Below are 21698 nucleotides of genomic sequence, written 5' to 3' on the forward strand. Positions count from 1 at the left end.
TTGGTTGCATGCGTGCGGTCGACTGTGTTGGGGCACTGATCCGGGACGAGCAGCATCGCGTCTACCTGCAGCGGCGTACGGCGGAGCGGCGGTTGTTACCTGGGATCTGGGACATCGTCGGCGGGCATCTCGAGCCGGGTGAGACGCCGGAGCAGGCGTTGGCGCGTGAGGTCGAGGAGGAGACGGGCTGGAAGGTCCGCGACATCGTCTGGACCGTCGCGGACTGGGAGTGGGAATGGGAGGGCCGCGTACGGCGGGAGGTCGACTACCTCATCACCGTTGACGGCGACCTGACCAAGCCCCGTCTCGAAGCAGGCAAGCACGACGCGTCCGCGTGGGCCGGACCGGACGACCTCGACCTCTTGATGGTCAACCGGACCGACGGCGACCGGCGGCTGCGCGACCTGGTGGCGCACGCGGTCCGGACCAGGTTCACCGACCGTCTCCGGCTGGAGCCGATCACCGGACCCAACGGTGTCCTACCCGGACATGCAGCGGACCTGGCGGAGGTCTTCGCCGATCCCTGGGTGGCCCGCTGGTACGACGCGCACTGGTCACCGGAGGAGATCGCCGCGCAGGTCGCGAGCATCGAGGAGGGCTGGGAGCGCGATTCCGTCGGCAAGTGGATCGCGTACGAGCGCAGCGGCGCCCTCGCAGGTCGGGGCGGGCTCTCGAGGTTCCCGGTCGACTCGCCGAGGACCGCGGCCCTCGCGGACCTGGTCGGTCCGGAGTGGGCGGTCGACCGGCTGGAGCTCGGCTGGGCCCTGAAGGAGTCCGCACGCGGACGCGGACTGGCGAGCGAGATCGGCCGGGCCGGACTGGACTTCGCCTTCAGCACGCTCGGCGCCCAGGCCGTCATCGCCCTGACCGAGCGCGTCAACACCGCATCCCAGGCGGTCATGCAGCGCATCGGCATGCAGTACGCCGGAGAGATCCGCGCGGAAGGCTGGGCCGAAGGTTCACCCGACGTACAGCCTGACGCTCCGTTCGCCGTGTACGTCGCCAACCCGTCGGTGCGACGGCAGGAGGTCGACGAGGTAGTCGCCGCGGCAGTCCAGTGGGCGGAGAGTCAGCCGGAGATCCGCGGGATGGCGATGGTCGGATCGTGGGCGCGCGATGCGGCGAGGATGACGTCGGACGTCGACCTCGTCCTGCTGACCGACATACCGGAGAAGTATCTGGCCGACGACGACTGGCTAGAGGCGTTCGGCGCCGCGAACGTCGTACGTCGGCAGCAGTGGGGTCCGTACATGACCGAGGTCCGGATCGCGCGGCCGTCCGGTCTCGAGATCGAGCTCGGCGTCACGGCGACCGCGTGGGCGAACCTGAGCCCGGTCGACGCGGGCACTCGGCGAGTGGTCAGCGATGGCATGCGGATCCTGCACGATCCGGATGGGATCTTCGCCGACCTGCAGCGCGCCTGCGCCGGACCCGAAGCGGACATGTAGCGGTCCACCGCGGTCAGGAACCGGGCCGACAGGTCCGCGAACACCTTCCGTTCGTCATCCGTCCAGTCATCCATCGCGGCGGCGGGCGCAGGCCGTCGCGGTCGCACTGTCGCCCTTCCTCAGCGACAGTGCGACCGAGCTCGCCGCAGTGACGAATCCGTTGGTCGAGCGCGAATGGCTGACCGGCGACGAGCTGACCGAGGCCGGCGAGGGCTAGGGGCTCCGAGTGTGACCGCCCAGGCGCGGCGGTCACACTCGGAGCCGGCCACCTCAGGGGGAGGCTCCCGGTGAGGTGACGGGGGCCTCCGGTGTCCTACCGCCCAGGACACTCGGCCCTGCCTGGCCCGAGGTGTCGGCCAGGAGGTGGTTGGAACGGCTGGGCGGCGGCGATACAGGGAACTCAACCGCCAAGCCCAGCCGGGTTCGGGAGGGCGGTGCGGTCCGGAGCTGAGGAGTGCTCCGGACCGCACCTCGGGTTTCGTCCGGGACTGAGGAATGTCCCGGACCTTCCAGAGCTGCCCCTGAGCGTGAGGAGACCCCAGGGCGCAGCGGACCGGGTCTGAGGAGGACCCGGACGCCTCAAGGTGGTGCGGCTACTACGGGTGTTTCAGTCGGTGGACTCGAGCGGACCGAGCAGGTCGTTGGTGACCTTCAGGCCGGCAAAACGGCGCCGCATTGCTTGTTCGTAGCGGGCTGCCAGTGGCTCCTCCGCGACGTACTGTGCGATCACGTGCTCGCCGAACCAGACCCGAACCCTGCGCCGGTGCTGTCTCGACGTCACTTCCGCGATGCTCACTACCTCTCACCCCGTAACTCTCAGGCCTTGCAACCAGTTGGACTTACTGGTTGTCATGGCAGTAATGGTGCACGAGCCCACCGTGACCGCTCTAGGACCTGAACCGGACCTTTGCCGGACCTCTTCCGGTCCTCTGACGGACATCTGGGGGACAGCACCTTGTCGTGGGGCATGAGTCGAGACAACGTCTGTACTGACGTGAACGGGAGGAACGATGGCGGGTAGGTACGCGCCAAAGACGGTCCTGGCGCATCTGATCCAGCGCCGGAACCAGACCTACTCCGAGATCGTCGCCGAGTTCGTCGAGCTGGGTGGAACCATCACCGAGCGGCACCTGCGTCGGCTCGCATCGGGCGAGCGCGCAGGGACCACTCCTCAGACCCGGCGCACCCTGCAACGCATGTTCGGCAAGCCGGTCGAGGAGCTCCTCGCGCCGTATGTGCCCGAACAGGCCGCCCAGGTGGTGCCGGCACCTGCCGCGAGTGGACGGATCACGACAGGTAACGAGATGGAGGTTCTCGACATGGCTGCCAGCCGCGCGAGGGCATTTGCCCTCGCGGCCCAGTCCGGCCTCGGAAGCGAGGCCATGGAACAGGTGTACGACGACGTGCGCCATGCCGCCCAGGCGTACCCACAGCGCCCACTGCCGGAGATCCTCGGCCAACTGGTCGAGACGCAGGACCTGGTGTTCGGCCTGCTGGAGAGCCGCCAGCGCCCGGAGAACCACCGACAGCTGTACTTCCTGGCCGGCGTCACCGGCGGCCTGCTCGCCAAGGCGTCCCACGACCTCGGCAACCCCCACGCCGCGCTGACCCAGGCGCGGACCGCGTTCATGTGTGCCGACAACGCCGACCACCACGGCCTGCGCGCCTGGGTGCGCGGCCTGCAGTCCCTGGTCTCCTACTGGGCCGGCAACCCGCACGACTCGGTGCGGTACGCACAGCTCGGCGCCGGGTACGCCGAGCAGGCCAACAGCACCACCAGCGTCTGGCTCCCGGTCAGCGAGGCCCGTGCGTGGGCCGCTCTCGGCAACCCGGAGGCCACCCGGGCCGCGCTCGAGCGGGCCGAAGAGGCGTGGAACTCGGTCCACAACGACGACCTGGACGACATGGGCGGCCTGTGCACGTTCGGCCGCAACCGCCAGCTGTACTACGCCGCGGACGCGCTCGCCCAGCTGCCCGGCGAGGTCGAGCAGGCCCAGCGGTACTCCAGCCAGGCGGTCGACGCCTACACCGACCAGAACCACCCGGAGTGGGCGTTCGGCGACGCCGCCGGCAGCCACGCGGCGATGGCGATCACCCGGATCTCGAGCGGCGAGCTGGACGGCGCGGCCGACGCGCTCGCTCCGGTGCTGACGCTGCCGACGGAGCGCCGGATCAACGGCGTGGTGCACTCGGCCCGCCGGGTCCACCAGGCGCTGCGGCAGTCGGGTCGCGCGGACGATGCACGGGAGCTGCAGGAGGAGATCGAGACCTTTACCCGGACTCCGATGCAGAGCTATACCCGGTAGCCTTCGCGAATGGAACCGCTCAGCGGTGCGTTGACTACACTGCGTGAATTCCGGACCACCGACCTCGAGGACTACCTGGCCATTGCGGGTGACGATCGTGTCACCACGTGGATGGCGTTCGACAGCTACGACCGGGCGAAGGCCGAGCAGAACCTGGCCGGCATCGTCCAGCGGTCCCGCCAGGAGGACCGCCCCGATTACATGCTCGCCGTCACCCGTCCGGACGACGATCATGTGATCGGGTTCGCGCGGATCGCACCGAGCGGCGCCTGGGGCGCCAAGCTCGGCTACGCGATCGGCGCGGACCACTGGGGCCACGGCTACGCGACGGACGCTGCCCGGGTGCTGCTGCGATTCGCTTTCAGCACGCTCGGGCGGCACCGGGTCACGGCCGCGATCGGCCCCGAGAACGAGGCCTCGATCAAGGTCGTCAAACGCCTCGGCTTCACCTACGAGGGTCACCTCCGCGACCACGTCTTCACCAACGGCGACTGGCGCGACTCTCTGCTCTACTCCCTCCTCGCAGACGAGTACTCACCACGGCGTTGACCTCGTTCGTCCGCGGACTTGGAGTGGTGGGGAGACTGGGCATATGGCTGGTTTGAACCCCCTCCGGGACGGTCTGGCGCGGATGATACTGACGAAGGTCGCGGGCCCGGATCCGCATGCCGAGCGCGACCGGGTGCACAACACGCCCGGACCGCGCTGGTTCGCGCCGGACCGACCGATTCGCCGGGTGCACGGTGACGCGTCGATGTTCGCCGGCGGACTGCGGGCGCTGTTGCTGCAGTCGCTGCATCCGCTGGCGATGGCCGCGGTGGCGGCGCACTCCGGTTACCGGGGCGACCCGTGGGGACGGCTGCGTCGTACGAGCTATTTCCTCGCCATCACGACGTACGGCGCGATCCCGGATGCCGAGGAGGCGATCGAGCACGTCAGGTCGGTGCACGAGCGGGTCCGCGGCACCAGCCCGGACGGGGTGAAGTACCGGGCATCCGACCCGCACCTGCTCAAGTGGGTGCACGTGGCGGAGGTGGACAGCTTCCTGGCCGCCCACCAGCGGTACGGCGCCCATCCGCTCGACGCGGCCGAGCAGGACCTGTACGTCGAGGACGCCGCGCTCGTAGCCCGCAAGCTGGGCGTGATCGACCCACCGACGACAGTCGCTGAACTGCAGCAGTTGCTGAACGAGTACCTGCCCGAACTACGCGGTACGACGGAGGCGCGGCAGGCAGCCCGCTTCATGCTGGTGCACCCGCCGGTCCCGTGGGCGGCCCGCCCGGCGTACGGCGTACTCACGGCCGCTGCGGTCGGACTGCTCCCGTGGTGGACCAGACTGCCGCTCCGACTCCCGTACGTCCCACTGGCCGAGCAGACCGTCGTCCGAGCCGCCGGCGACGGCCTCACCAGGACCATCCGCTGGGCTCTCGCATCACCAACCCTGGCAGAAAGCGGCGCGGAGGTATGACGCGCCGGTAGGTTGTTCTCGTGCCGTTGCGTGCTCACCGTCCTCTCCCGCTGGCTACGCCGGCGGGGGTTGAGGTGCTGACCAGGATTCTGACCCAGGGCCCGATCCCGCGGGTGGAGATCGCGCGCCGGACCGGGCTGTCGCAGGCCGCCGTCACGAAGGCGGTCGCGCCGCTGATCGACTCCGGGTTCGTGACCGACCAGGCGGCCTCGCCGGTCGACGTGGACAGCCAGCTCGGTATCGGGCGGCCCGTCAGCCCGCTGACCGTCGTACCGAGCAGCGTCTCGGTGATCGGGGTCAAGGTGACGCCGACGAGCCTGATCGGGGTCACGACGGACTTCACCGCGGGCATCCTGAACATCCGGCACGAAGAGCTCGACGACACTGATCCGGACGTGGTGATCGACCGTCTCGCCGCACATGTGAAGGCACTGATCAACTCGCTGAAGTCCGGTACGGCGGTAGCCGGTCCGCTCGCCGGTATCGGGATCGCGGTGTCAGGTGATGTCGACGCTGCCCACGGCGTCGTGCGGGACTCGCCGCTGATGGGCTGGCGCGGGGTACCGGTCGCGGAGCTGCTCGGCGAGCGGGTGCGCGTGCCGATCGTGGTGTCGAACGACGTACGTGCGCTGACTGTGGCCGAGCACTGGTTCGGCGTCGGGGTGAACGCTGACTCGTTCGCGGTGGTGACGATCGGCTCCGGCATCGGATGCGGGCTCTACATCAACGGCGAAGTCGTCTCCGGCGCGTACGGCGTCTCGGGCGAGCTCGGCCACCTGCCTCTCGCGCCGGGCGACCTGGTCTGCACCTGCGGCCGGCGTGGATGTGTGGAGACGGTGGCGTCGTCGGATGCGATCCTGGCCCGGACCCGCGAGACGACCGGGCGGGCGGACCTGGACCTGCCGGGTGCGATCAAGCTCGCGCACGAGGGCAACGAGCAGGCTCGCGAGGCGTTCGACCGGGCCGGTGAGGTGATCGGCTCCGCGCTGGCCGCGATGGTGAATCTGGTCGGGCCCGAATTGGTCGTGATCGCCGGCGAGGGCGTCGCGGAGTACGACCTGTACGAGGACCGGATGCGGCGCGCCTTCGCCGAGCACGCGTTCGGCGCAGCCGGCGAATGCCGGTTGATGCTGCGCTCCCACACCTTCGATGACTGGGCCCGCGGCGCGGCAGCTACGGTGATCCGCTCGTACGTCCGCGGCGAACCACCGCTCCAGCGCTGACCGTCTCAGGGGTCAACCCCGCAGGTGGCCGGTTGCGCACCCGGATTCTCGGGGGCCAACCGGCCGTCTCAGGGGTTGACCCCTGAGACGGACACAGCGAAGCGCATCAGCTGCGGGCGGCGGCGAGGATCTTGCGCCAGACCTTCTTGTAGGACTCGAGGCCGTCGGCCGCGAGCGGGCCGGTGGGGCCGGCGGTGATCGAGACGCGCTCGGGGATGGTGCCCCAGACCGGGATGCCTTCCTGTGCGTACTGCTGCATGGCGTCCTGGTACGAGCGGGTGTAGGTGCGCGCCGAGCAGATCACCAGCCCGGCCGGCACGCCGTCCGGGACCAGCTCCATCACGGCCTTCACCCGGGGTGTCTCGACGCCGCCGACGCGGGTCGGGATGATCACGATCCGGGCCCGTTCGAGCGCCTTGTTCAGCAGGCGTTCGTGCGACGGCGGCATGTCGACGATGCCGATGCCCTCGGGCGGCACCTTGTCCAGCGCTTTGTTCAGCAGGCGCTCGGTCGGCGCCTCGGCGATCTCGATCCGGTTGAGTTGGTCGTCCTTGGACTCCGCGATCCAGTCCGCCGCGCTGCCCTGCGGATCGGCGTCGATCAGAGTGGATGTACGACGGTTGGAAGATGCCAGCGCGGCCAAATACACCGACGTGGTTGTCTTTCCGACCCCGCCCTTCAGTGCAGCTGTCACGATGATCATGAACAGAACTTACCCGGTTTTGTCCGATTTCCGGCGTGTCACCGGCGTTGCTCCCGAACATCGTGATAGTTGCCCCGGGCCCATGTGAACAAGCTCAAGCCCACTTCAGCCCGGGGTGACGCCTATTTCCCCAGCCAGCCGTTGACCTTCGACTGGTTCTGGTCGACCCACTTCTGCGCAGCCTGGTCGGGGGTGAGCTTGTCGACGGCGATCATCCGCGCCACGGCGTTCTGGTCCTCGTTGGTCCACTTGAAGTTCTTGACCAGGTCGTACGCCGGGCTGCCGGAGTCGGCAAACTTCTTCGAGACGATCTTGTCCAGGTCGTACGGCGGATAGTCGCAGGCGACCTTCGCCGGATCGGCGTCGCAGCCGGCCTTGTACGCAGGCAGGTTGATCTTCACCAGCTTGACCTCGTTGAAGAACCACTGCGGCTCGTAGAAGTACGCGAGCAGCGGCTTCTTGTTCTTCTCCGCGTCCCGGAACGCCTGGATCAGCGCGGTCTCGCTACCGCTCTGCACGACCTTGTAGTTCAGCGACAGGTTCTTCACCAGCGCCTCGTCGTTCGTCACGTACGACGGGTCGCCGTCGAGCAGCTGCCCCTTGCCGCCGGACTCCGACGTCTTGAACAGCGCGGCGTACTTGTTCAGGTTCTTCCAGTCGGTGATGTCCGGGTACTTCGCGGCCATCCACGGCGGCACATACCACCCGATGATGCCCTTGACCCCGGTGGATCCGGCCTCGACCGCAACCTTGTCGTCGGTGATGTACTTCTTCTTCAGGTCCTCGTGTCCCCAGTTCTCCAGGTTCACGTCGACCTCGCCGGTGGAGAAGCCCTGCCAGGCGATCTCCTCCTTGAGGTCCTTCTTCACCACCTTGCAGCCGAGATCCTTGGTCGCCACGTAGGAGACCACCGCGGCGTTGGCCTCGTAGCCGACCCAGGGGCTCACGGTCAGGTCGAACGTGCCGCAGTCCTTCCCCGCGGCGGCCGGCTTGTCCTCCCCGACCTTCTGGCCACCGCACCCAGCCAGGGCCAGCGCCACCGCCGTCAGCACACCGGCGTACCGGAGCTTCTTCACCGCTTGTCTCCTCTTGTTGTGAAATTCTCGGTACGGCGAGCCGCCGCCTGGGTGATGCGGTCGAGCATGACGCCCAGCAGGACGATAGCCAGCCCGGCGGCCAGCCCCTTGCCGTACAACTCGCTCTGTGCGAATCCGGCGGCGACGTCGTACCCCAGCGCGCCCGCGCCGACCAGCCCGCCGACGACGACCATCGAGAGCACGTAGATGAGGCCCTGGTTGACCGCGAGCGTGATCGCCCGTCGCGCGACGGGCAGCTGCACCTTGCTGATCACCTGCCAGCTGCTCGACCCGACCGAGTTCGCCGCCTCGACCGTCGCGACCGGCACCGCCTTGATGCCATCAGCAACGATCTTCGTGGTCACCGGTACGGCGAACACGACCGCGGCCGCGATCGCGGTGAACCGGCTGGTCCCGAACAACGCCAGGAACGGAACCAGGTACACGAACGGCGGCATTGTCTGCCCCGCGTCGAGCACCGGCCGGATCCAGGTGTCCACCCGTCGGTTGCGCCCGGCCCATACCCCGAGCGCCAGCCCGGCGGCGACGACCACGACGGTCGCGAGCAGCGTCGACGCCAGCGTGACCATGCTGTCGTGCCACACCCCGGTCGCGACCAGCAAGCCCAGGCACACCGCTGCCGGTACGGCGCCTCGCCAGCCGCCGAGCACAAACGCGAGCGCGACGACCACCACGGCGACCAGCCACCACGGCGATCCCGTCAGCAGCCCCTCGAGCGGGTTGAGCAGACCGTTCGTGACCGCGTCGCGCACGCCGTACGTGAAACCGCCGAAGACGTTCTGGACCCAGTCGGTCACGTCCGACGCGATGATGGCGATCCGCGATCCGAGGTCGACCTGCGACGGGAACTCGGCCGCCCAGACATAGGTCCGCGAGAACCACACCGCAACCAGCACGCCCACCGCTCCGGCAGCGAGCAGCAGACGGCGACGACGGTTCGCCGTACGCCAGGGGCGGTCGCCGGCAGCGGTCGTCACCCGGTCGAGCACGATCGCGATCACCACGATCGCCAGGCCGGCGTTGAACGCGACGCCGACGTCGAGCGTCTGCAGCGCCTTCAGGACGGTCTGACCGAGGCCTGGCGCATCGATCAGCGCGGCCACGGTCACCATCGAGAGCGCGGCCATGATCGTCTGGTTGATGCCGACGACAACGGTCGACCGCGACATCGGCAGCAGCACCTTGGTCAGCGTCTGCCCGCGGGTCGACCCGAGCGACCGCGCCGCCTCGACGCTCTCCGGCGGCACCGAGCGGATCGCGTGTGCGGTCAGCCGGACGGCGGGCGGCGCCGCGTAGATCAGCGTGGCGATCGTCGCAGCGGCCGGCCCGATCGCGAAGAACAGCGTCAACGGCGCGAGGTACACGAACGTCGGCAGCGTCTGCATCAGGTCGAGCACCAGCGTCGCGACCTTGAACGCGCGGTCGGACAACCCGGCCCAGATCCCGAGCGGGATCGCGACCAGCAGCGAGAGCAGCACCGCGGCGATCGTCAGCGAGAGCGTGTCCATGCTCTCCTGCCACAACCCCTGCAGTCCGACGAAGCCGAGGCCGGCCGCGGTCAGTACGGCGACCTTCCAGTTGCCGAACGCCCAGGCGCAGTACGCCGAGATCGCGATCACGCCGAGCCACCCGACCACCGGGACCGGGCGGTCGAACGACGGCTGCGAGATGAGGTTCTGCAGCAGTACGACGAAGTGGTCGACGGCGATCCGGATCGCGTCGAAGAAGACGTTTCCCTGGCCGACATCGTCGCGGTGCTCGGTCAGCCAGCGGTGCAGCGCGGTCGTCTCCTGCCCGCCGAGGACGAGCGTGTCGATGCCGCGCAGCACGAAGTACAGCGCGACCCAGACGACGAGCAGTACGCCGACGACCACGCTGCGGCGGGGTCGCCGTACCTCGATCTCGACCGAGCCGGTGATGGAGGCCATCAGTTCGTGTCCGCGACGACGGCGAGGATCTCCTCGTCGCCGATGACTCCGAGCAGCGTGCCGCCGTCGACGACCCTCACCGGGCGATCGGACTCGAGCACCAGCCGGGTCGCCTCCCGGACCAGCACGTCCGGACCGAGCTCCGGCCCGTCGAGCGGCTCGTCGGGCCGCGGCTTACGGACGATCCAGCGCAGCGTGAGGACGTCGGCCCGCGGTACGTCGCGGACGAACTGGCGCACGTAGTCGTCGGCCGGCGCCCCGACCAGCTCGTCGCCGGTGCCGAGCTGGACCGCGGCGCCGTCGCGCATCAGCAGGATCCGGTCGCCCAGCTTGAGCGCCTCGGACAGGTCATGGGTGATGAACACCATTGTCTTGCCGACCTCGCGATGCAGCCGCACCACCTCGGTCTGCATCTCGCGCCGGATCAACGGGTCGAGCGCGGAGAACGGCTCGTCGAACAGCAGCACGTCGGGGTCGTTGGCGAGCGCCCGCGCCAGGCCGACCCGCTGCTGCATGCCGCCGGACAGCTGCTCGGGGTAGAGGTGCTCGTTGCCGGCCAGTCCGACCAGGTCGATGACCTCCTGCGCGCGCCGGCGCCGGTCCGGCTTGCTCTCACCCCGGATCTCCAGGCCGTAGGAGACGTTGTCGATCACCTTGCGGTGCGGCAGCAGCCCGAAGTGCTGGAAGACCATCGAGAACTTGCTCCGCCGCAACGCACGCAGCCGCTTCTCGTCGGCCGCACGCAGGTCCTCACCCTCGAAGACCAGGCGGCCGGCGGTCGGCTCGATCAAACGCGTGAGGCAGCGGACCAGCGTGGACTTGCCCGATCCCGACAGACCCATCACGACGAACACCTCACCGGGCGCGACGTCGAAGCTCAGGTCGCGCACGGCCGCCGTACAGCCGGTCTTCGCGTACAGCGCGGTGCGGTCGAGGGCGGCGAGGTCGGGACGGTGGGGGACGCGCTGCGCCTTAGGTCCGAACACTTTCCACAGATCCTGCACGGACAGCAGGGCGTCGGAATCGAGGATGTCGGGGTACTCAAGCTGAGCGGTCACAGGTAAACCCTCGCATCCCCGCAGGCGGACACAACGTGAACCGGGACTCTACCCGGCGGGGAGGGCCCCGACTCATGTCAGGGCTGGTACGGCGGCGCCTCGCCCCAGCCCCAGTGCGGGACCGGCGCCTTCGGCGGCGGGGTCGCGCCCGGCTGGGAGTTGGCCAGCGCGATCCGGGTGCCCCACTCGATGTAGGCGACGAAGGCCGAGCGGAACTCCGGGTCGTCGGGGAGACCGGCCGGATCGGCGCTCTGGGCGATCAGCGCCGCCCAGCGGGAACGCTGCTCCTCGGTGAGCCCGAGGTTGAGGTGGTGGGCCAGCATCGCGGGGTAGCCGCCGAGCTCGTCGGTGTAGCGGGTCGGGCCGCGGAACACCTCGCCCAGCCAGATCGCCACGTGCTCGCGATGCTTGTCGCTCATGTGCGCGAAGACCGGCGCGAGGATCGGGTCCTCGAGCACCTTGTCGTAGAAGACCTCGGTCAGCCGGCGCAGCGCGTCGTACCCGCCGGCCCACTCGTACAGCGTCGGAGTAGTCACGTAATCATGTAATCACGCGAGGAGGGCATCGGCGACCGCTTTGAGCTCGGCCTCGATCCGGGTGTCGCCGTCCTCGGTGAACCAGATGATGTTCTGCAGGATCCGGCCCCCGGTCCAGGCCAGCGCACGGTCGCGATCGATCCCGGTGATGTCGAGCATCAGCTCGAGCCGGTCGCGGATCGCCTGCGCCAGGTTCCCGGTCGCGACCAGATCGTCCCATCGGTTCCACGTCGCCGGCATCAGCTCGAACGCCGGGTCACCGGCCAGTGGCTTCGGATCGATCACCAGCCACGGCTGCCGCTGCGCGGCCATCACGTTCAGGTAGTGCAGATCCCAGTGCAGGAGCCGATCGCCGGACTCCGGCAGGACCTCGCGCACCCGGTCGGCGAGGCGCCGTGTCAGCGCGCGCTCGGCCGGATCGACCAGCAGCGGGATGATCGCGGGCGCGTCCTCGAGCATCTGCCCGGCGATGTCGCTCAGTTGCCGGATGCCCGGCGGGGCAGGGACAACCATCAGGTGGGTCAGCAGCTCGGCGAGAATCCGGGTCGCCTCGACGTGGTCCGGCAGCTCTTCGAGGGTGTGCGGCTCGAGGCGTTCGAGCAGCAGGGTCGACGTCTCCGGGTCGTCCTCGTACACCTCGACGACGTCGTCGTGGCTCCAGGTCCGGAGCGCCAGCGCCTCGCTCTCGCTCTCGTCGTTCACCGACTGCAGCTTGAGTATCGCCGGGGTGCCGTCGCGACGTACGACGGGCGCGATCAGCGACGCCTCGCCGCTCATCAGCTCGCCGGACACGGTCAGGTGCCACTCGTCGACGTACCGATCGAGGGCGGCCGGGAGACTCGCCAGCCACTCGGGCGACTTCTCGCTGTGATTCCGGATCAGCTTCCAGGGAATCTCGATCACCCTCGGCACAGTAGGTCGTTCGGGCCGGATGTGCTTGGGTTTTCCCGTGGAGAGCAGGCATCGGCGGGTTCAGCGGTTGGTGGCAGTGATTTATCTAGGGATTCCGGTCCTGCTGCTGGTGGCCGTGGGGTTGATCGCATCCACAGGGTCAGCGCTCGCCTGGATCGGTTGCGTCGTACCGCTGGCGATGCTGGTGACGGGCTTCGTACTGCGGCGGCGGCACCGGTACCAGCCGCGCTGGTGGCTAGCAGTCGCCGGCCTGTTCGGCGGTCTCGCGGGTCTGATGGTGACGCTGTTCCCGCTCGCGGTCGGGGTGTGGTGGCCGGCGATTCTCGCGCTGCCCGGTCTCATCGTCGGGATCGTCGCCGGTCTGGCGCTCGCCCGCGCCGCCGACCGCGCCCTGCTGGTGCCGTTCGTGCCGGAGCTCGCCGGTACGCCGTACGAACTCGTCTTCCGGCTCCGTGGCATCCCGCTCGCTGCGGTCCTCGTCGGCGCGGACTCGGTCACCATCCAGTCGCACCCGATCCCGCGCTCGGAACACCAGTTCCGCACCTATCCGCTGAGCGGCATCACCGGCACCTACGAGTTCTCGCTCTCAGGTGCCGAGCGGCTCAAGTTCCCGATCGCCGTCACGCACGCAGTCGCCAGCGAAGGGCCGGCCGTCATCCTGCAGGCCGACGGCGAGGACTGGGTCCTTCCGACGAACCAGTCCTCGACGCTGATCGACGTACTGACCGAACGCCGCGAGAACTAGGTGCGCTCCTGCTTGGCGGTCTCGGCCTTCTCGGCCTGCCAGCCGTCCTCGTTCTTGCCGAGGCGCCAGTAGCCGGACAGGGAGACGCGGTCGCGGGCCAGGCCGCGGTCCTGGTACAGGTTCTTGCGGATGCGGAAGACGAACCCGGCCTCGCCGTGCACGAAGATGTGCGGCGTACCGTCCGGGAAGTCGAGCGCCTCCACGGCCTCGACCAGACCGTCACCGCGTGCACCGGAAGCGGTCGACCGGTGGAACCACCGCACGTCGACGTCACCCGAGCCACTGAACTTCTGCTGCTCGGACTCGTCTCCCACCTCGATCAGGACCGTTGCCCGCGCCCCGGCCGGCAGCTGCTCGACCGCGGACCCGATCGCCGGCAGCGCGCTCTCGTCACCGACGAACAGGTGCCAGTCGGCCGCCTCGTCCGGCGAGTACGCACCGCCCGGACCGTTGAACCAGAGCACGTCACCCGGCTGCGCGGAAGCCGCCCACGGGCCCGCCACACCCTCGTCGCCGTGGTAGACGAAGTCGATGGCGAGCTCGCGCGACGCCTCGTCCCAGCTGCGGACGGTGTAGGTCCGCATCGTCGGCCACTGCTCGGCCGGGTACGTCTCGCGCACGACACCCAGGTCCAGCGGCTCGGGGTACTCGACGCCGTCCTTGCAGAACAGCAGTTTCACGTAGTGGTCGGTGAAGCCGTTGTCGGCGAAGTCGTCCGACGTGAGCACGACCCGGATCATGTGCGGGGTGATCCGCTCGGTCCGGAGTACGACGGCGCGCTTGCAGACGCGGTTACGGCGGGGTGCAGGGCTGGTCACACGACCACGGTCCTCTCGGGCGGATAAGTTAGGCCTACCTAAGTAGCCTAACCCACCCGCCCGAAGCGCTCAGGTCCCGCGGATGTAGAAGACCTTGCTGACGCCGGCCTGGAAGTTGTAGCAGAGCGGGAAGTACACCCGGTACGGGATCAGGCCCTTGTACGCCGGTTGCGCGCTGAGCACGAACTTCCCGCTGTACGAGCGGATCGCGGCGGCCGGGCTGACGGTCTTCCATTGCGTCGCGCCGTACAGCCGCTGCAGGTACACCTTGCAGGACGACGGGGCACCGGCGACAACGCCGTTCACCGGAACGATCGTGCCGACCGTCGCGCTCGTCTTCGACGGGGTCGCGGAGATGATGGCGGGGCGTGCCGGGACGAGCCCGAGTCCGCCGTTCGAGGACGGGTTGCCGGGCAGCAGCAGGCAGTTGACGAAGTCCGCGAGGGAGGCTGGGTACGACTTTGTCACCGTGCCGGCGAGGTCGGTGAGGTTCGTGTAGCCCGGTCCGACGTACTCGGCGCAGGTGTTGTCGTTCCCGAGCACCACGCGGAGCCGGCTGCCGTACGGCCTGCCGGTCTGCGAATCGATGACCGCCCATTTGATCGAGTACGGCTTGCCGAACGGCACGACCTTCGGGATCACCGACGCGCTGATCCGCGGGATGTGCGTCCCGGTGACCGCGATCGACGGGCCGCTGAACGGCGTCGGGTCGGTCATGTCGCCGCTGCCGGGGAAGAACGGGCCGTGGATCACGCCGGTCACCTTGAAGGTGCCGTTGGCGGTCGAGGGCACGTACAACGGACCGCTCCAGGTCCCGTTGGCGAGCCGGGGCAGGCTGGTCGAGATCAGCGACGTCGCCGAGCCGGAGCCGCCGGTGCGTTCGAGGATGGCGAGCACCGGGGTCTTCGAGTTCTCCGCGTCGGTGAACTTCCCGGTCACCGTGACCGTGACCTTGGCGGTGTTCAGGCCGCTGACTGCGGCGATGGCCTGGTTCATCGCCACCGCGTCGATCTTCAGGTTCGGGTCCGGGCTGGCCTGGGCGGTGATCGGCACCGCCCCGAGCCCCAGCACGACCAGTGCGGTAAGGATTCGAGCCTTCATGGTTCACAGCCCCCTGATCGTGAAGGTCTTGGTGACAGCCGCGACGTACGGCTGGCAGGCCGGGAAGTACACCCGGTACGGGATCAGCCCTTGGTACGACGGTTGTGCGTTGAGCGTGAACCGGCCGGACTGCCGCACCGAACCAGAGCTGACCGTCTTCCACTGCGTCCGGCCGTAGAGCCGCTGCAGCTGCACCGGGCAGGACCCGATCATGTTCGCGACCGAGCCGTTGACCGGGACGATCGTGCCGACCTTGGCGCTCGTCTTCGAGGGCACCGCGGCGATGACCGTCGGCCGCGCCGGGAACAGCCACTGGCCGACGATGTAGTACGGGTCCGTGTAGATGTGCGCGCAGTTCAGCGCGCCGGCGTCGTTCGCGGTGTAAGCCTTGGTGATCACGCCGTTCGTGCCGGTCTTGTACACCGGGCTGCCGCCCTCGGCACAGGGAGTGTCGACGCCGAGGCCGATCGGGATCCGGGAGCCGTACGGCTTCCCGGTCGCGGTGTTCGTGACCGCCCAGGTGATCGTGTACGGCTTGCCGAACGGCACGATCCGCGGGTTTACCGCCGCGGTGATCCGGGGCTGGTTCGTGCCCTTGACGGTGATCGTCTGGCCCGCGTACGGCGTGGGGTCGTACGGCGTGCCGAAGACAGGACCGCCGTACGGACCGACCATGACGCCGGTGACCTTGAACGTGCCGTTCGCGGTCGACGCGACGTTGAGCCGCCCGGTCCAGGTGCCGTTGGCAAGCGTGCCGGCCGTCCGCTTCAGGGCGGCCGAGACGATGTCGCCGCGGCCCCCGGTGCCGCCGGTGCGCTTCAGGATCACATTCAGCACGAGGCCCTGGTCCCCGGGCTCGCTCGAGTTGTAACCGCCCTTGACGGTCACGTTGATCGGGTACGTGTTCAGGCCGGAGACCGCGACCGACGTACGGTCGAGGGTGACCTGCGTGATCGTCAGGTTCGGATCCGGGGCGGCCTGCGCCGCCGGCGGAACCGCACCGAGTAACAGCCCCGCCAGGGACGCTGCCGCCAGCGTCGCCATTACCGGTTTGAGTCGCATGCACTGAGGGTGGCAGCGGTACAGGTGGCTTCCAACCCCTGCGGCTCAGGACTGCTCGATCGGGCCGCCGGGTGTAGACCGGTTGAGCGGCCGTCAGATACTGGCGCGATTCAACTGCCGGGAGGCGATTGTTAACCGCGCAGTCATGTACAGACCGTGTCGGGTACGGCTACGGTCCGCACGCTGGTCCAATGAGCTCGGTCTTCGGCAGCGATCGGTACCCGGCGTACTCGGTCATCCGAACCGACAAGGTGGGCAATCCGATCTCGCTCGGCGACGTCCTGCCGGAGAGTCAGGCGATCCTCTTCACCGGACCTCCCGGCATGGGCAAGACCTCGGAGCTGTACCGCGCGGAGGACCTGGCGGAGGCCAACGGCTGGTCCACGATCCGGATCAACGCGTCCGCGAACGCGCCGCTGGAACACCAGCTCACGATCGCGATCCGGTCGAGCATCGACGAGCTGCGCAAACGGTTCAGCCGCCGCGCGGTGCGCAAGCTGGACAATACCGTCGGCCAGTTGACCCGCAGCGGCGGGAACAAACGGCTGGGCGTCGAGCTGCGCTTCGGCGGCGGCCCGTTCCCGATGGAGTACGTCGGGAAGATGGAGCGGGACACCACGGCGTACAGCGAGCTCGGCACCACGCTGACCGATTTCGCCGACGAACTCGGCAAGCTGACCGGGGACAACGGCCGGCCGATCCTGCTGCTGGTGGACGGGATCGACCAGGCGCTGGAGAACGACCAGGCCGGGCTGAACGAACTGGCGATCCACATCGAGCAGATGGACCTCCCGGTCTGGCTGGTCGCGGCCGGTGGAGCGCGGTCGACCTGGTCGCTGATGAACGCCTCCCGGCGGATGTCCGGTATCGCCACCACGATCAGCAACCAGTTCGACGTCCGCGAGCTCGGACCGCTGCCCGACGACGAGGTCTGGAAAGCTCTGACCCTGCCGCTCCAGGACGCCGGGATCGCGTACGAGTACGACGCCATCGAGCGCCTGGTCGCGTCCGCGAACGGCGACCCCTCCCGGCTGCGGTCGCTCAGCCAGGCCGCGGTCGCCTATCAGGACCAGCAGGCCGGGATCACGCTCAGCTCCGTCCAGGCGGCGATCGCCCACGTCAACGCCGACGCGGCCGAGACCTACCAGGACCACTGGAACCAGAAGAGCACCACTCACGCGCAGAAGGATCTGCTCGTCCTGGTCGCGTCCCAGGGGCCGAACAGCGTGTACATGCCGGCCGTGACCCAGGCCGCCGGCCCCGGGAAGTGGCAGGAGATCGACCAGGCCCGCCAGCAACTCGTTGCCCGCGGCATGCTGCGGGAGCACGGCGGAGGCGTCGTCACGATCCCCGACGAGGGATTCCGGGACTGGATCAACGACTACGTCGGGCAGACGCCGGATCCGGTGCCCGAGCTGACGAGCCCTCCGGCCGTCTCCCGCGGCGACGTGGCGCTCGCGCCGGTCCACCCGACCAGTGACCGCGAGCTGGTCAACCAGGTGTTCGGCATCTCGGGTCAGCTCGTTCACGAGGTCAAGCGGACGGACGCGCAGGGCCGGCCGATCTCGCTCGAGGACCGCGGCCCGACCGGCACGTCACTGCTGTTCACCGGGGCGCCCGGGACCGGCACCAGCCACGAGCTCACCCGGACCAAGGCGATGGCCGACGCGGAGGGCTGGATCGCGATCCAGCTGGACGCGTCCCGGCGAGAAGGGCTCGAGGCCCGGTTCATTCGTGCCGTGCAGGGTGAGATGGACGCAATCAAGCAGCAGTACCCGGCCGGCCAGGTGCGGGAGCTGAAGCAGCTCCTGAACCGGATGGCGGTCCGGACCGCCAACTTGATGAAGACCAATCAGCTCCGGTTCGGCCTCGCGCCCGGTCCGAAGGTCGGCATCCACCGAAGCACGGTCGAGGGCGTCAAGAAGGACTCGGTCGGCACCACGCTGAACGAGGTCGCGGAACACCTCGGCAAGATGGCGCACCCGCGCAGGACTCCGATCCTGGTGATGGTCGACAACCTGGATGCGGCGTCGAAGGAGGACCTGTATGTCCTGACCTCGCTGTCGGCGCACCTGAAGGAAGTACGGCACCCGATGTTCCTGATCGCGGCCGGCGGCGAGGAGGCGACCAGCCGGCTGCTCGAGGCATCGGGCGGGCATGCCGGCACCGAGACCAAGGAGGCCGGCAAGTTCGACGTACGCCGGCTGCAGCCGATCCACTCGGACGAGTTGCGACAGGCGCTGACCGTGCCGCTCGACAAGGCCCGGGTCAGGTACGAGCCGGAGGCCATCGACAACCTGGTCGCGGCTGCGAACGGCAACCCGACCCGGCTGCGCACCCTGGCCGCCGCGGCGCTCGAGCTCACCGACCACGGTCAGGGCATCACCGCCGACGTCGCCGCGACCGCGACCGCGCGCCTGAACGCACAGTCGCGCGCGCTGTACGACGCGGCCTGGTACAACTGCTCGCCCAACGAGAAGGAACTGCTCGCGAAGACGTCCGTGCAGGGTTCGAACGGGATGGTCATCCCATCCCGGTCCGAGCCGCCGGGACCCGGACGATGGGATCTCGACGAGGCATCCCACAAGCTGATCTCCCGTGGGCTCCTGACCCGGACCGGCTATCACATCCGGGTCGCCGACCCTGGATTCCAGGACTGGGTACAGACCCGCCTGGGCTTCGCCGCGGCACAGTCGGGCATCGCCCGTCCGCAGGTCGTCGCCGGACAGGTCGAGTCGGGTTCGACCGCGACCCGGCCCGCCCTCGGTCAGGGCGGGCCCAGGCGCGAGGACCTGCAGGCCAACAGGCAGTACTGAGGTCTAGTTCGGCCAGATGGAGCTGATCCACTCCGGGTGGTCGATGAACGGGTTCCGGTTGTGCTGGAACTGGGTGTAGATGACCTCGTTGCGGTTCTTCTCGAAGGCGTCCGGCGGGTCGGCCGCCGCCCAGGCCTTCAGCACCGAGAGCTTGCCGATGTACGGCGCTGTGCCGTTGCCGACCGAGTTGTTCACCTCGAGGTTCGGGAACCCGTCGTCGCCCTCGTACCGGACCGCCATGTAGAAGATCATCCGGGCGACGTCGCCGCGGGCCGCCGCGCGCGGGGCGAACGAGTCCGAGTCCGCCGTACAGCCGGAGCACTGGGCGACCGCCGTACCGCCGTTGTCGAAGTCGAGGTTGCCGCGGGCCGAGTTCACCGAGACGTCCTCGGGCCGGAGGTGGTGGATGTCGGTGCCCGGGCCGGTCGCCGTACCGAAGTCGCCGTGGGACTTCGCCCAGACGTGCTCACGATTCCAGTCGTCGACGCCGCCGCCTTCGCTGCTCTTGGCGATCGAGCGACCGGAGTAGATCTCGATGACGTTGCTGCTGTTGTTGGGATCCTGGTCGGTGACCTCGAGTGCGTCCCAGACCTGGTCGTAGGTGAGCTTGGTCTGGTTCGAGATGATCGTGTGCAGCGCGGCCTTCAGCGCGGCGCCGGTCTTGCCCTCGGCGCCCGCGTAATAGTCACCCGGGTCGCCGGGATCGGACGAGCCGCCACCGCCGCTGAACGCGGTCGCGTTCTTCAGCCCGGGGTGGGAGAAGTACGCGGCCAGCGTGCCGGTGACGGTGATCTGCTGACCGAGCAGGCCGGGGTTGCTCTGCAATCCGTACGACGCGCGGAACGCGGTCGGGATCTGCACGTAGAGCATGGACGACGTACTCGTCTGGGTCGCCGAGTCGGCGAGAGCCAGCGCGTAGTCGTTCGGGAAGTTGCTGCGGACAACGGTGCTGGTGGCGGTCGGCTGGCCGACCACGTACCCAGTGACGGACGCCGTGGAGTTGTCCTGGCGGCCGATCGCTGTCGCGACGGTGATGGTGGTGGCGGCATTCGACGGCGTAACGCTCGTCAAGCCACCAAGCAGTGCGAGAACGGCGGCGACGAGCAGCGCCGGACGGAAGGGGCGGGACACGGCTACTCCCAGGGGCGGTTGGGGACCGGACGCAGGTCAGTCTGCCCAGCTTGCCGGGCCGCGGAACATCCGGAGTACGAACACCCGATGAAGGTTTGAACCGGTGGGGCGGTGAACGAGTGAGTGCTACTCATCCACGTCCTCGCTTCGCTCCGGGCGCGGATGAGGCTCGAGCGTGCTGCACATATTGTGAACTCGCTTCGCTCCTTCACCGGCCCCACCTGGGTGGATGGGCCCCCATCAGGCCGTGACTGTCCGCCGCAGCCCGCTCTGCCCACCCACCAGCGAGGTACTACTGGCGGCAGTACCTCACCGACGAGGGTGGCGTGATGGCGGACGCCGTTTACGGACCGTACTCACTTCGGCACGCGTTGTCCATGGCTCGCAGCCCCGATCTCACCGTACTGACAGGTCACTGACGCGTCAGGCGGACACCAGGGCGGCATCGGTCTTCTGGGCGCGCTTCAACCCGTACAGCAGCAGGCCGATGGAGATCGCGCCGACGACGGCGTACGTGATCGCGCCGCCGATCCCGTCCCAGGTGGTGTGCAGCGCGACGGCCAGCGCGTACATCCCGACGAAGCCCGCGAAGTGCCTGCCGCTCGGCGCGATCACGAACCGCCACAGCCCCCAGCACGCGAGCCCGGTCCAGGCCGCGTGTCCGGCCGGCGACAGCAGCCCGCGGATGAACAGCGTCTGCTCGGCGGCGCCGACGTTCCCGTCCGACTGCAGCAGCGCGACGAACGCGTACCCCATCGTCTCGAGTACGGCGAACCCGGTGCCGACCGCGACGCCGATGACGATCCCGCGCCCGATCGAGGTCCGGTACCGGTGCCCGAAGAAGATCACCAGGACGGCCGGTACGACGAGCTTCGCCGCCTCCTCGATCAGCCCGACCCCGACCATCGGCAGGGTCCCGAGCCGCCGCATGGCGTCGTACTCGAGCAGGCCTGCGACCACCACGCCGACCACGCCGCCGAAGAGCAGGCACCCGCCGAGCGTCGGCCCGTCGATCAGCCAGCGGCTGGACCGCCCGGCCGCGAACGTCACGAACGTCAGCGGTACGACGAGCGCACCGAGCAGGATCAGCGTCGGGAACAGGTTCGGGTTCCCGGTATCGGTGAGGACGGCCAGCACCGCGAGGTACAGCGCGGTACCGACCAGGAACGTGCCGATCCACCCCCACCTACGTACCACCTGAGCGGTCATGGGGCCCTCCCGGCCTGGACTGAGGAGTGTAGGGAGCGAAGCAACCGGAGCGACGAGGGAAGGCCGGGAGCCAAGGGCCCCATGACCCGCCGAGCCGGAGGCGAGGCCAACAGTATGGCGTGGTTGCGCCATGTCGC

The 21698-nt window shown here is 68.8% G+C and carries 19 protein-coding genes; 7 read left to right on the forward strand and 12 right to left on the reverse strand.

Going from position 1 to position 21698, the window contains the following annotated elements; translation table 11 throughout:
* Positions 1 to 8: 8 nt before the first annotated feature.
* Complete coding sequence (locus EV653_RS41770; RefSeq protein WP_202871821.1) at positions 9 to 1448, forward strand: GNAT family N-acetyltransferase; 1440 nt, start codon at positions 9 to 11, stop codon at positions 1446 to 1448.
* A gap of 607 nt (positions 1449 to 2055) precedes the next feature.
* Here the strand turns inward: EV653_RS41770 and EV653_RS26455 are convergent.
* Positions 2056 to 2244: a hypothetical protein gene (locus EV653_RS26455; RefSeq protein ID WP_134106360.1), complete on the reverse strand. Its 189-nt coding sequence runs from the start codon at positions 2242 to 2244 to the stop codon at positions 2056 to 2058.
* A gap of 214 nt (positions 2245 to 2458) precedes the next feature.
* Between EV653_RS26455 and EV653_RS26460 the strand changes: the two genes are divergently transcribed.
* Genes EV653_RS26460 through EV653_RS26475 form a run of 4 tightly spaced genes read left to right on the forward strand, consistent with a single transcriptional unit; the run spans position 2459 to position 6445 of the window.
* The gene (locus tag EV653_RS26460) at positions 2459 to 3754 is read left to right on the forward strand and encodes an XRE family transcriptional regulator (protein ID WP_134106361.1); all 1296 of its coding nucleotides are present in this window, start codon (positions 2459 to 2461) and stop codon (positions 3752 to 3754) included.
* A 9-nt stretch (positions 3755 to 3763) separates the two neighbouring features.
* Positions 3764 to 4303 carry a GNAT family N-acetyltransferase gene (locus tag EV653_RS26465; RefSeq protein ID WP_134106362.1) on the forward strand — a complete coding sequence of 180 codons (540 nt, stop codon included), beginning with the start codon at positions 3764 to 3766 and terminating at the stop codon, positions 4301 to 4303.
* Positions 4304 to 4346: 43 nt separating this feature from the next.
* Positions 4347 to 5222 carry an oxygenase MpaB family protein gene (locus EV653_RS26470; protein ID WP_134106363.1) on the forward strand — a complete coding sequence of 292 codons (876 nt, stop codon included), beginning with the start codon at positions 4347 to 4349 and terminating at the stop codon, positions 5220 to 5222.
* A gap of 20 nt (positions 5223 to 5242) precedes the next feature.
* On the forward strand, positions 5243 to 6445 hold the full coding sequence (locus EV653_RS26475; protein ID WP_134106364.1) for an ROK family transcriptional regulator: 1203 nt from the start codon (positions 5243 to 5245) through the stop codon (positions 6443 to 6445).
* Positions 6446 to 6551: 106 nt separating this feature from the next.
* On the opposite strand, the gene EV653_RS26480 is transcribed toward EV653_RS26475, so the two are convergent.
* The 6 genes from EV653_RS26480 to EV653_RS26505 all read right to left on the reverse strand — a co-directional run bounded on the left by EV653_RS26480 (position 6552) and on the right by EV653_RS26505 (position 12670).
* On the reverse strand, positions 6552 to 7148 hold the full coding sequence (locus EV653_RS26480; protein WP_134106365.1) for a ParA family protein: 597 nt from the start codon (positions 7146 to 7148) through the stop codon (positions 6552 to 6554).
* A gap of 122 nt (positions 7149 to 7270) precedes the next feature.
* Positions 7271 to 8224: an ABC transporter substrate-binding protein gene (locus EV653_RS26485; protein WP_134106366.1), complete on the reverse strand. Its 954-nt coding sequence runs from the start codon at positions 8222 to 8224 to the stop codon at positions 7271 to 7273.
* Positions 8221 to 10173: an ABC transporter permease gene (locus tag EV653_RS26490; protein WP_134106367.1), complete on the reverse strand. Its 1953-nt coding sequence runs from the start codon at positions 10171 to 10173 to the stop codon at positions 8221 to 8223. The genes EV653_RS26485 and EV653_RS26490 overlap by 4 nt, the downstream gene beginning before the upstream one ends.
* A complete protein-coding gene (locus EV653_RS26495) occupies positions 10173 to 11231 on the reverse strand; it encodes a quaternary amine ABC transporter ATP-binding protein (protein ID WP_134106368.1) in 1059 nt (352 codons plus the stop codon). The genes EV653_RS26490 and EV653_RS26495 overlap by 1 nt, the downstream gene beginning before the upstream one ends.
* Positions 11232 to 11308: 77 nt before the next feature.
* A complete protein-coding gene (locus EV653_RS26500; protein WP_134106369.1) occupies positions 11309 to 11767 on the reverse strand; it encodes a group II truncated hemoglobin in 459 nt (152 codons plus the stop codon).
* Between the two features lie 12 nt (positions 11768 to 11779).
* On the reverse strand, positions 11780 to 12670 hold the full coding sequence (locus tag EV653_RS26505; protein WP_238160100.1) for an aminoglycoside phosphotransferase family protein: 891 nt from the start codon (positions 12668 to 12670) through the stop codon (positions 11780 to 11782).
* A gap of 79 nt (positions 12671 to 12749) precedes the next feature.
* On the opposite strand from EV653_RS26505, the gene EV653_RS26510 reads away from it, so the two are divergent.
* Positions 12750 to 13424 (forward strand): hypothetical protein, encoded by a 675-nt coding sequence (locus EV653_RS26510; protein ID WP_134106371.1) that lies wholly within the window; start codon positions 12750 to 12752, stop codon positions 13422 to 13424.
* Here the strand turns inward: EV653_RS26510 and EV653_RS26515 are convergent.
* The 3 genes from EV653_RS26515 to EV653_RS26525 form a co-directional block, all read right to left on the reverse strand.
* On the reverse strand, positions 13421 to 14242 hold the full coding sequence (locus EV653_RS26515) for a siderophore-interacting protein (protein ID WP_134106372.1): 822 nt from the start codon (positions 14240 to 14242) through the stop codon (positions 13421 to 13423). The two genes, EV653_RS26510 and EV653_RS26515, sit on opposite strands and share 4 nt — an antisense overlap.
* Positions 14243 to 14311: 69 nt before the next feature.
* Complete coding sequence (locus tag EV653_RS26520; RefSeq protein ID WP_134106373.1) at positions 14312 to 15343, reverse strand: hypothetical protein; 1032 nt, start codon at positions 15341 to 15343, stop codon at positions 14312 to 14314.
* A 3-nt stretch (positions 15344 to 15346) separates the two neighbouring features.
* Positions 15347 to 16405, reverse strand: coding sequence for a hypothetical protein (locus EV653_RS26525; protein ID WP_134106374.1), 1059 nt, complete (start codon positions 16403 to 16405; stop codon positions 15347 to 15349).
* 191 nt (positions 16406 to 16596) lie between these two features.
* Here EV653_RS26525 and EV653_RS26530 point away from each other — a divergent pair, with 191 nt between their 5' ends.
* A complete protein-coding gene (locus tag EV653_RS26530; protein ID WP_134106375.1) occupies positions 16597 to 19221 on the forward strand; it encodes a hypothetical protein in 2625 nt (874 codons plus the stop codon).
* 3 nt (positions 19222 to 19224) lie between these two features.
* Here the strand turns inward: EV653_RS26530 and EV653_RS26535 are convergent, their stop codons facing one another.
* Together EV653_RS26535 and EV653_RS26540 are read right to left on the reverse strand one after the other, a co-directional pair.
* Entirely contained in the window at positions 19225 to 20352 is a 1128-nt protein-coding gene (locus EV653_RS26535; protein WP_238160102.1) for an endonuclease, read from the reverse strand.
* Between the two features lie 423 nt (positions 20353 to 20775).
* Positions 20776 to 21561 (reverse strand): PrsW family intramembrane metalloprotease, encoded by a 786-nt coding sequence (locus tag EV653_RS26540; RefSeq protein ID WP_134106376.1) that lies wholly within the window; start codon positions 21559 to 21561, stop codon positions 20776 to 20778.
* Positions 21562 to 21698: the final 137 nt, after the last annotated feature.

The organism is Kribbella pratensis (assembly GCF_004365355.1).
Classification (GTDB): domain Bacteria; phylum Actinomycetota; class Actinomycetes; order Propionibacteriales; family Kribbellaceae; genus Kribbella.

What these genes read in the sequence shown, in the direction of transcription:
- EV653_RS41770 (WP_202871821.1), top strand. Translation starts at nt 9, where the DNA reads ATGCGTGCGGTCGACTGTGTTGGGGCACTGATCCGGGACGAGCAGCAT.
- EV653_RS26460 (WP_134106361.1), top strand. Translation starts at nt 2,459, where the DNA reads ATGGCGGGTAGGTACGCGCCAAAGACGGTCCTGGCGCATCTGATCCAG.
- EV653_RS26465 (WP_134106362.1), top strand. Translation starts at nt 3,764, where the DNA reads ATGGAACCGCTCAGCGGTGCGTTGACTACACTGCGTGAATTCCGGACC.
- EV653_RS26470 (WP_134106363.1), top strand. Translation starts at nt 4,347, where the DNA reads ATGGCTGGTTTGAACCCCCTCCGGGACGGTCTGGCGCGGATGATACTG.
- EV653_RS26480 (WP_134106365.1), bottom strand. Translation starts at nt 7,148, where the DNA reads ATGATCATCGTGACAGCTGCACTGAAGGGCGGGGTCGGAAAGACAACC.
- EV653_RS26490 (WP_134106367.1), bottom strand. Translation starts at nt 10,173, where the DNA reads ATGGCCTCCATCACCGGCTCGGTCGAGATCGAGGTACGGCGACCCCGC.
- EV653_RS26520 (WP_134106373.1), bottom strand. Translation starts at nt 15,343, where the DNA reads ATGAAGGCTCGAATCCTTACCGCACTGGTCGTGCTGGGGCTCGGGGCG.
- EV653_RS26525 (WP_134106374.1), bottom strand. Translation starts at nt 16,405, where the DNA reads ATGCGACTCAAACCGGTAATGGCGACGCTGGCGGCAGCGTCCCTGGCG.
- EV653_RS26530 (WP_134106375.1), top strand. Translation starts at nt 16,597, where the DNA reads ATGAGCTCGGTCTTCGGCAGCGATCGGTACCCGGCGTACTCGGTCATC.
- EV653_RS26540 (WP_134106376.1), bottom strand. Translation starts at nt 21,561, where the DNA reads ATGACCGCTCAGGTGGTACGTAGGTGGGGGTGGATCGGCACGTTCCTG.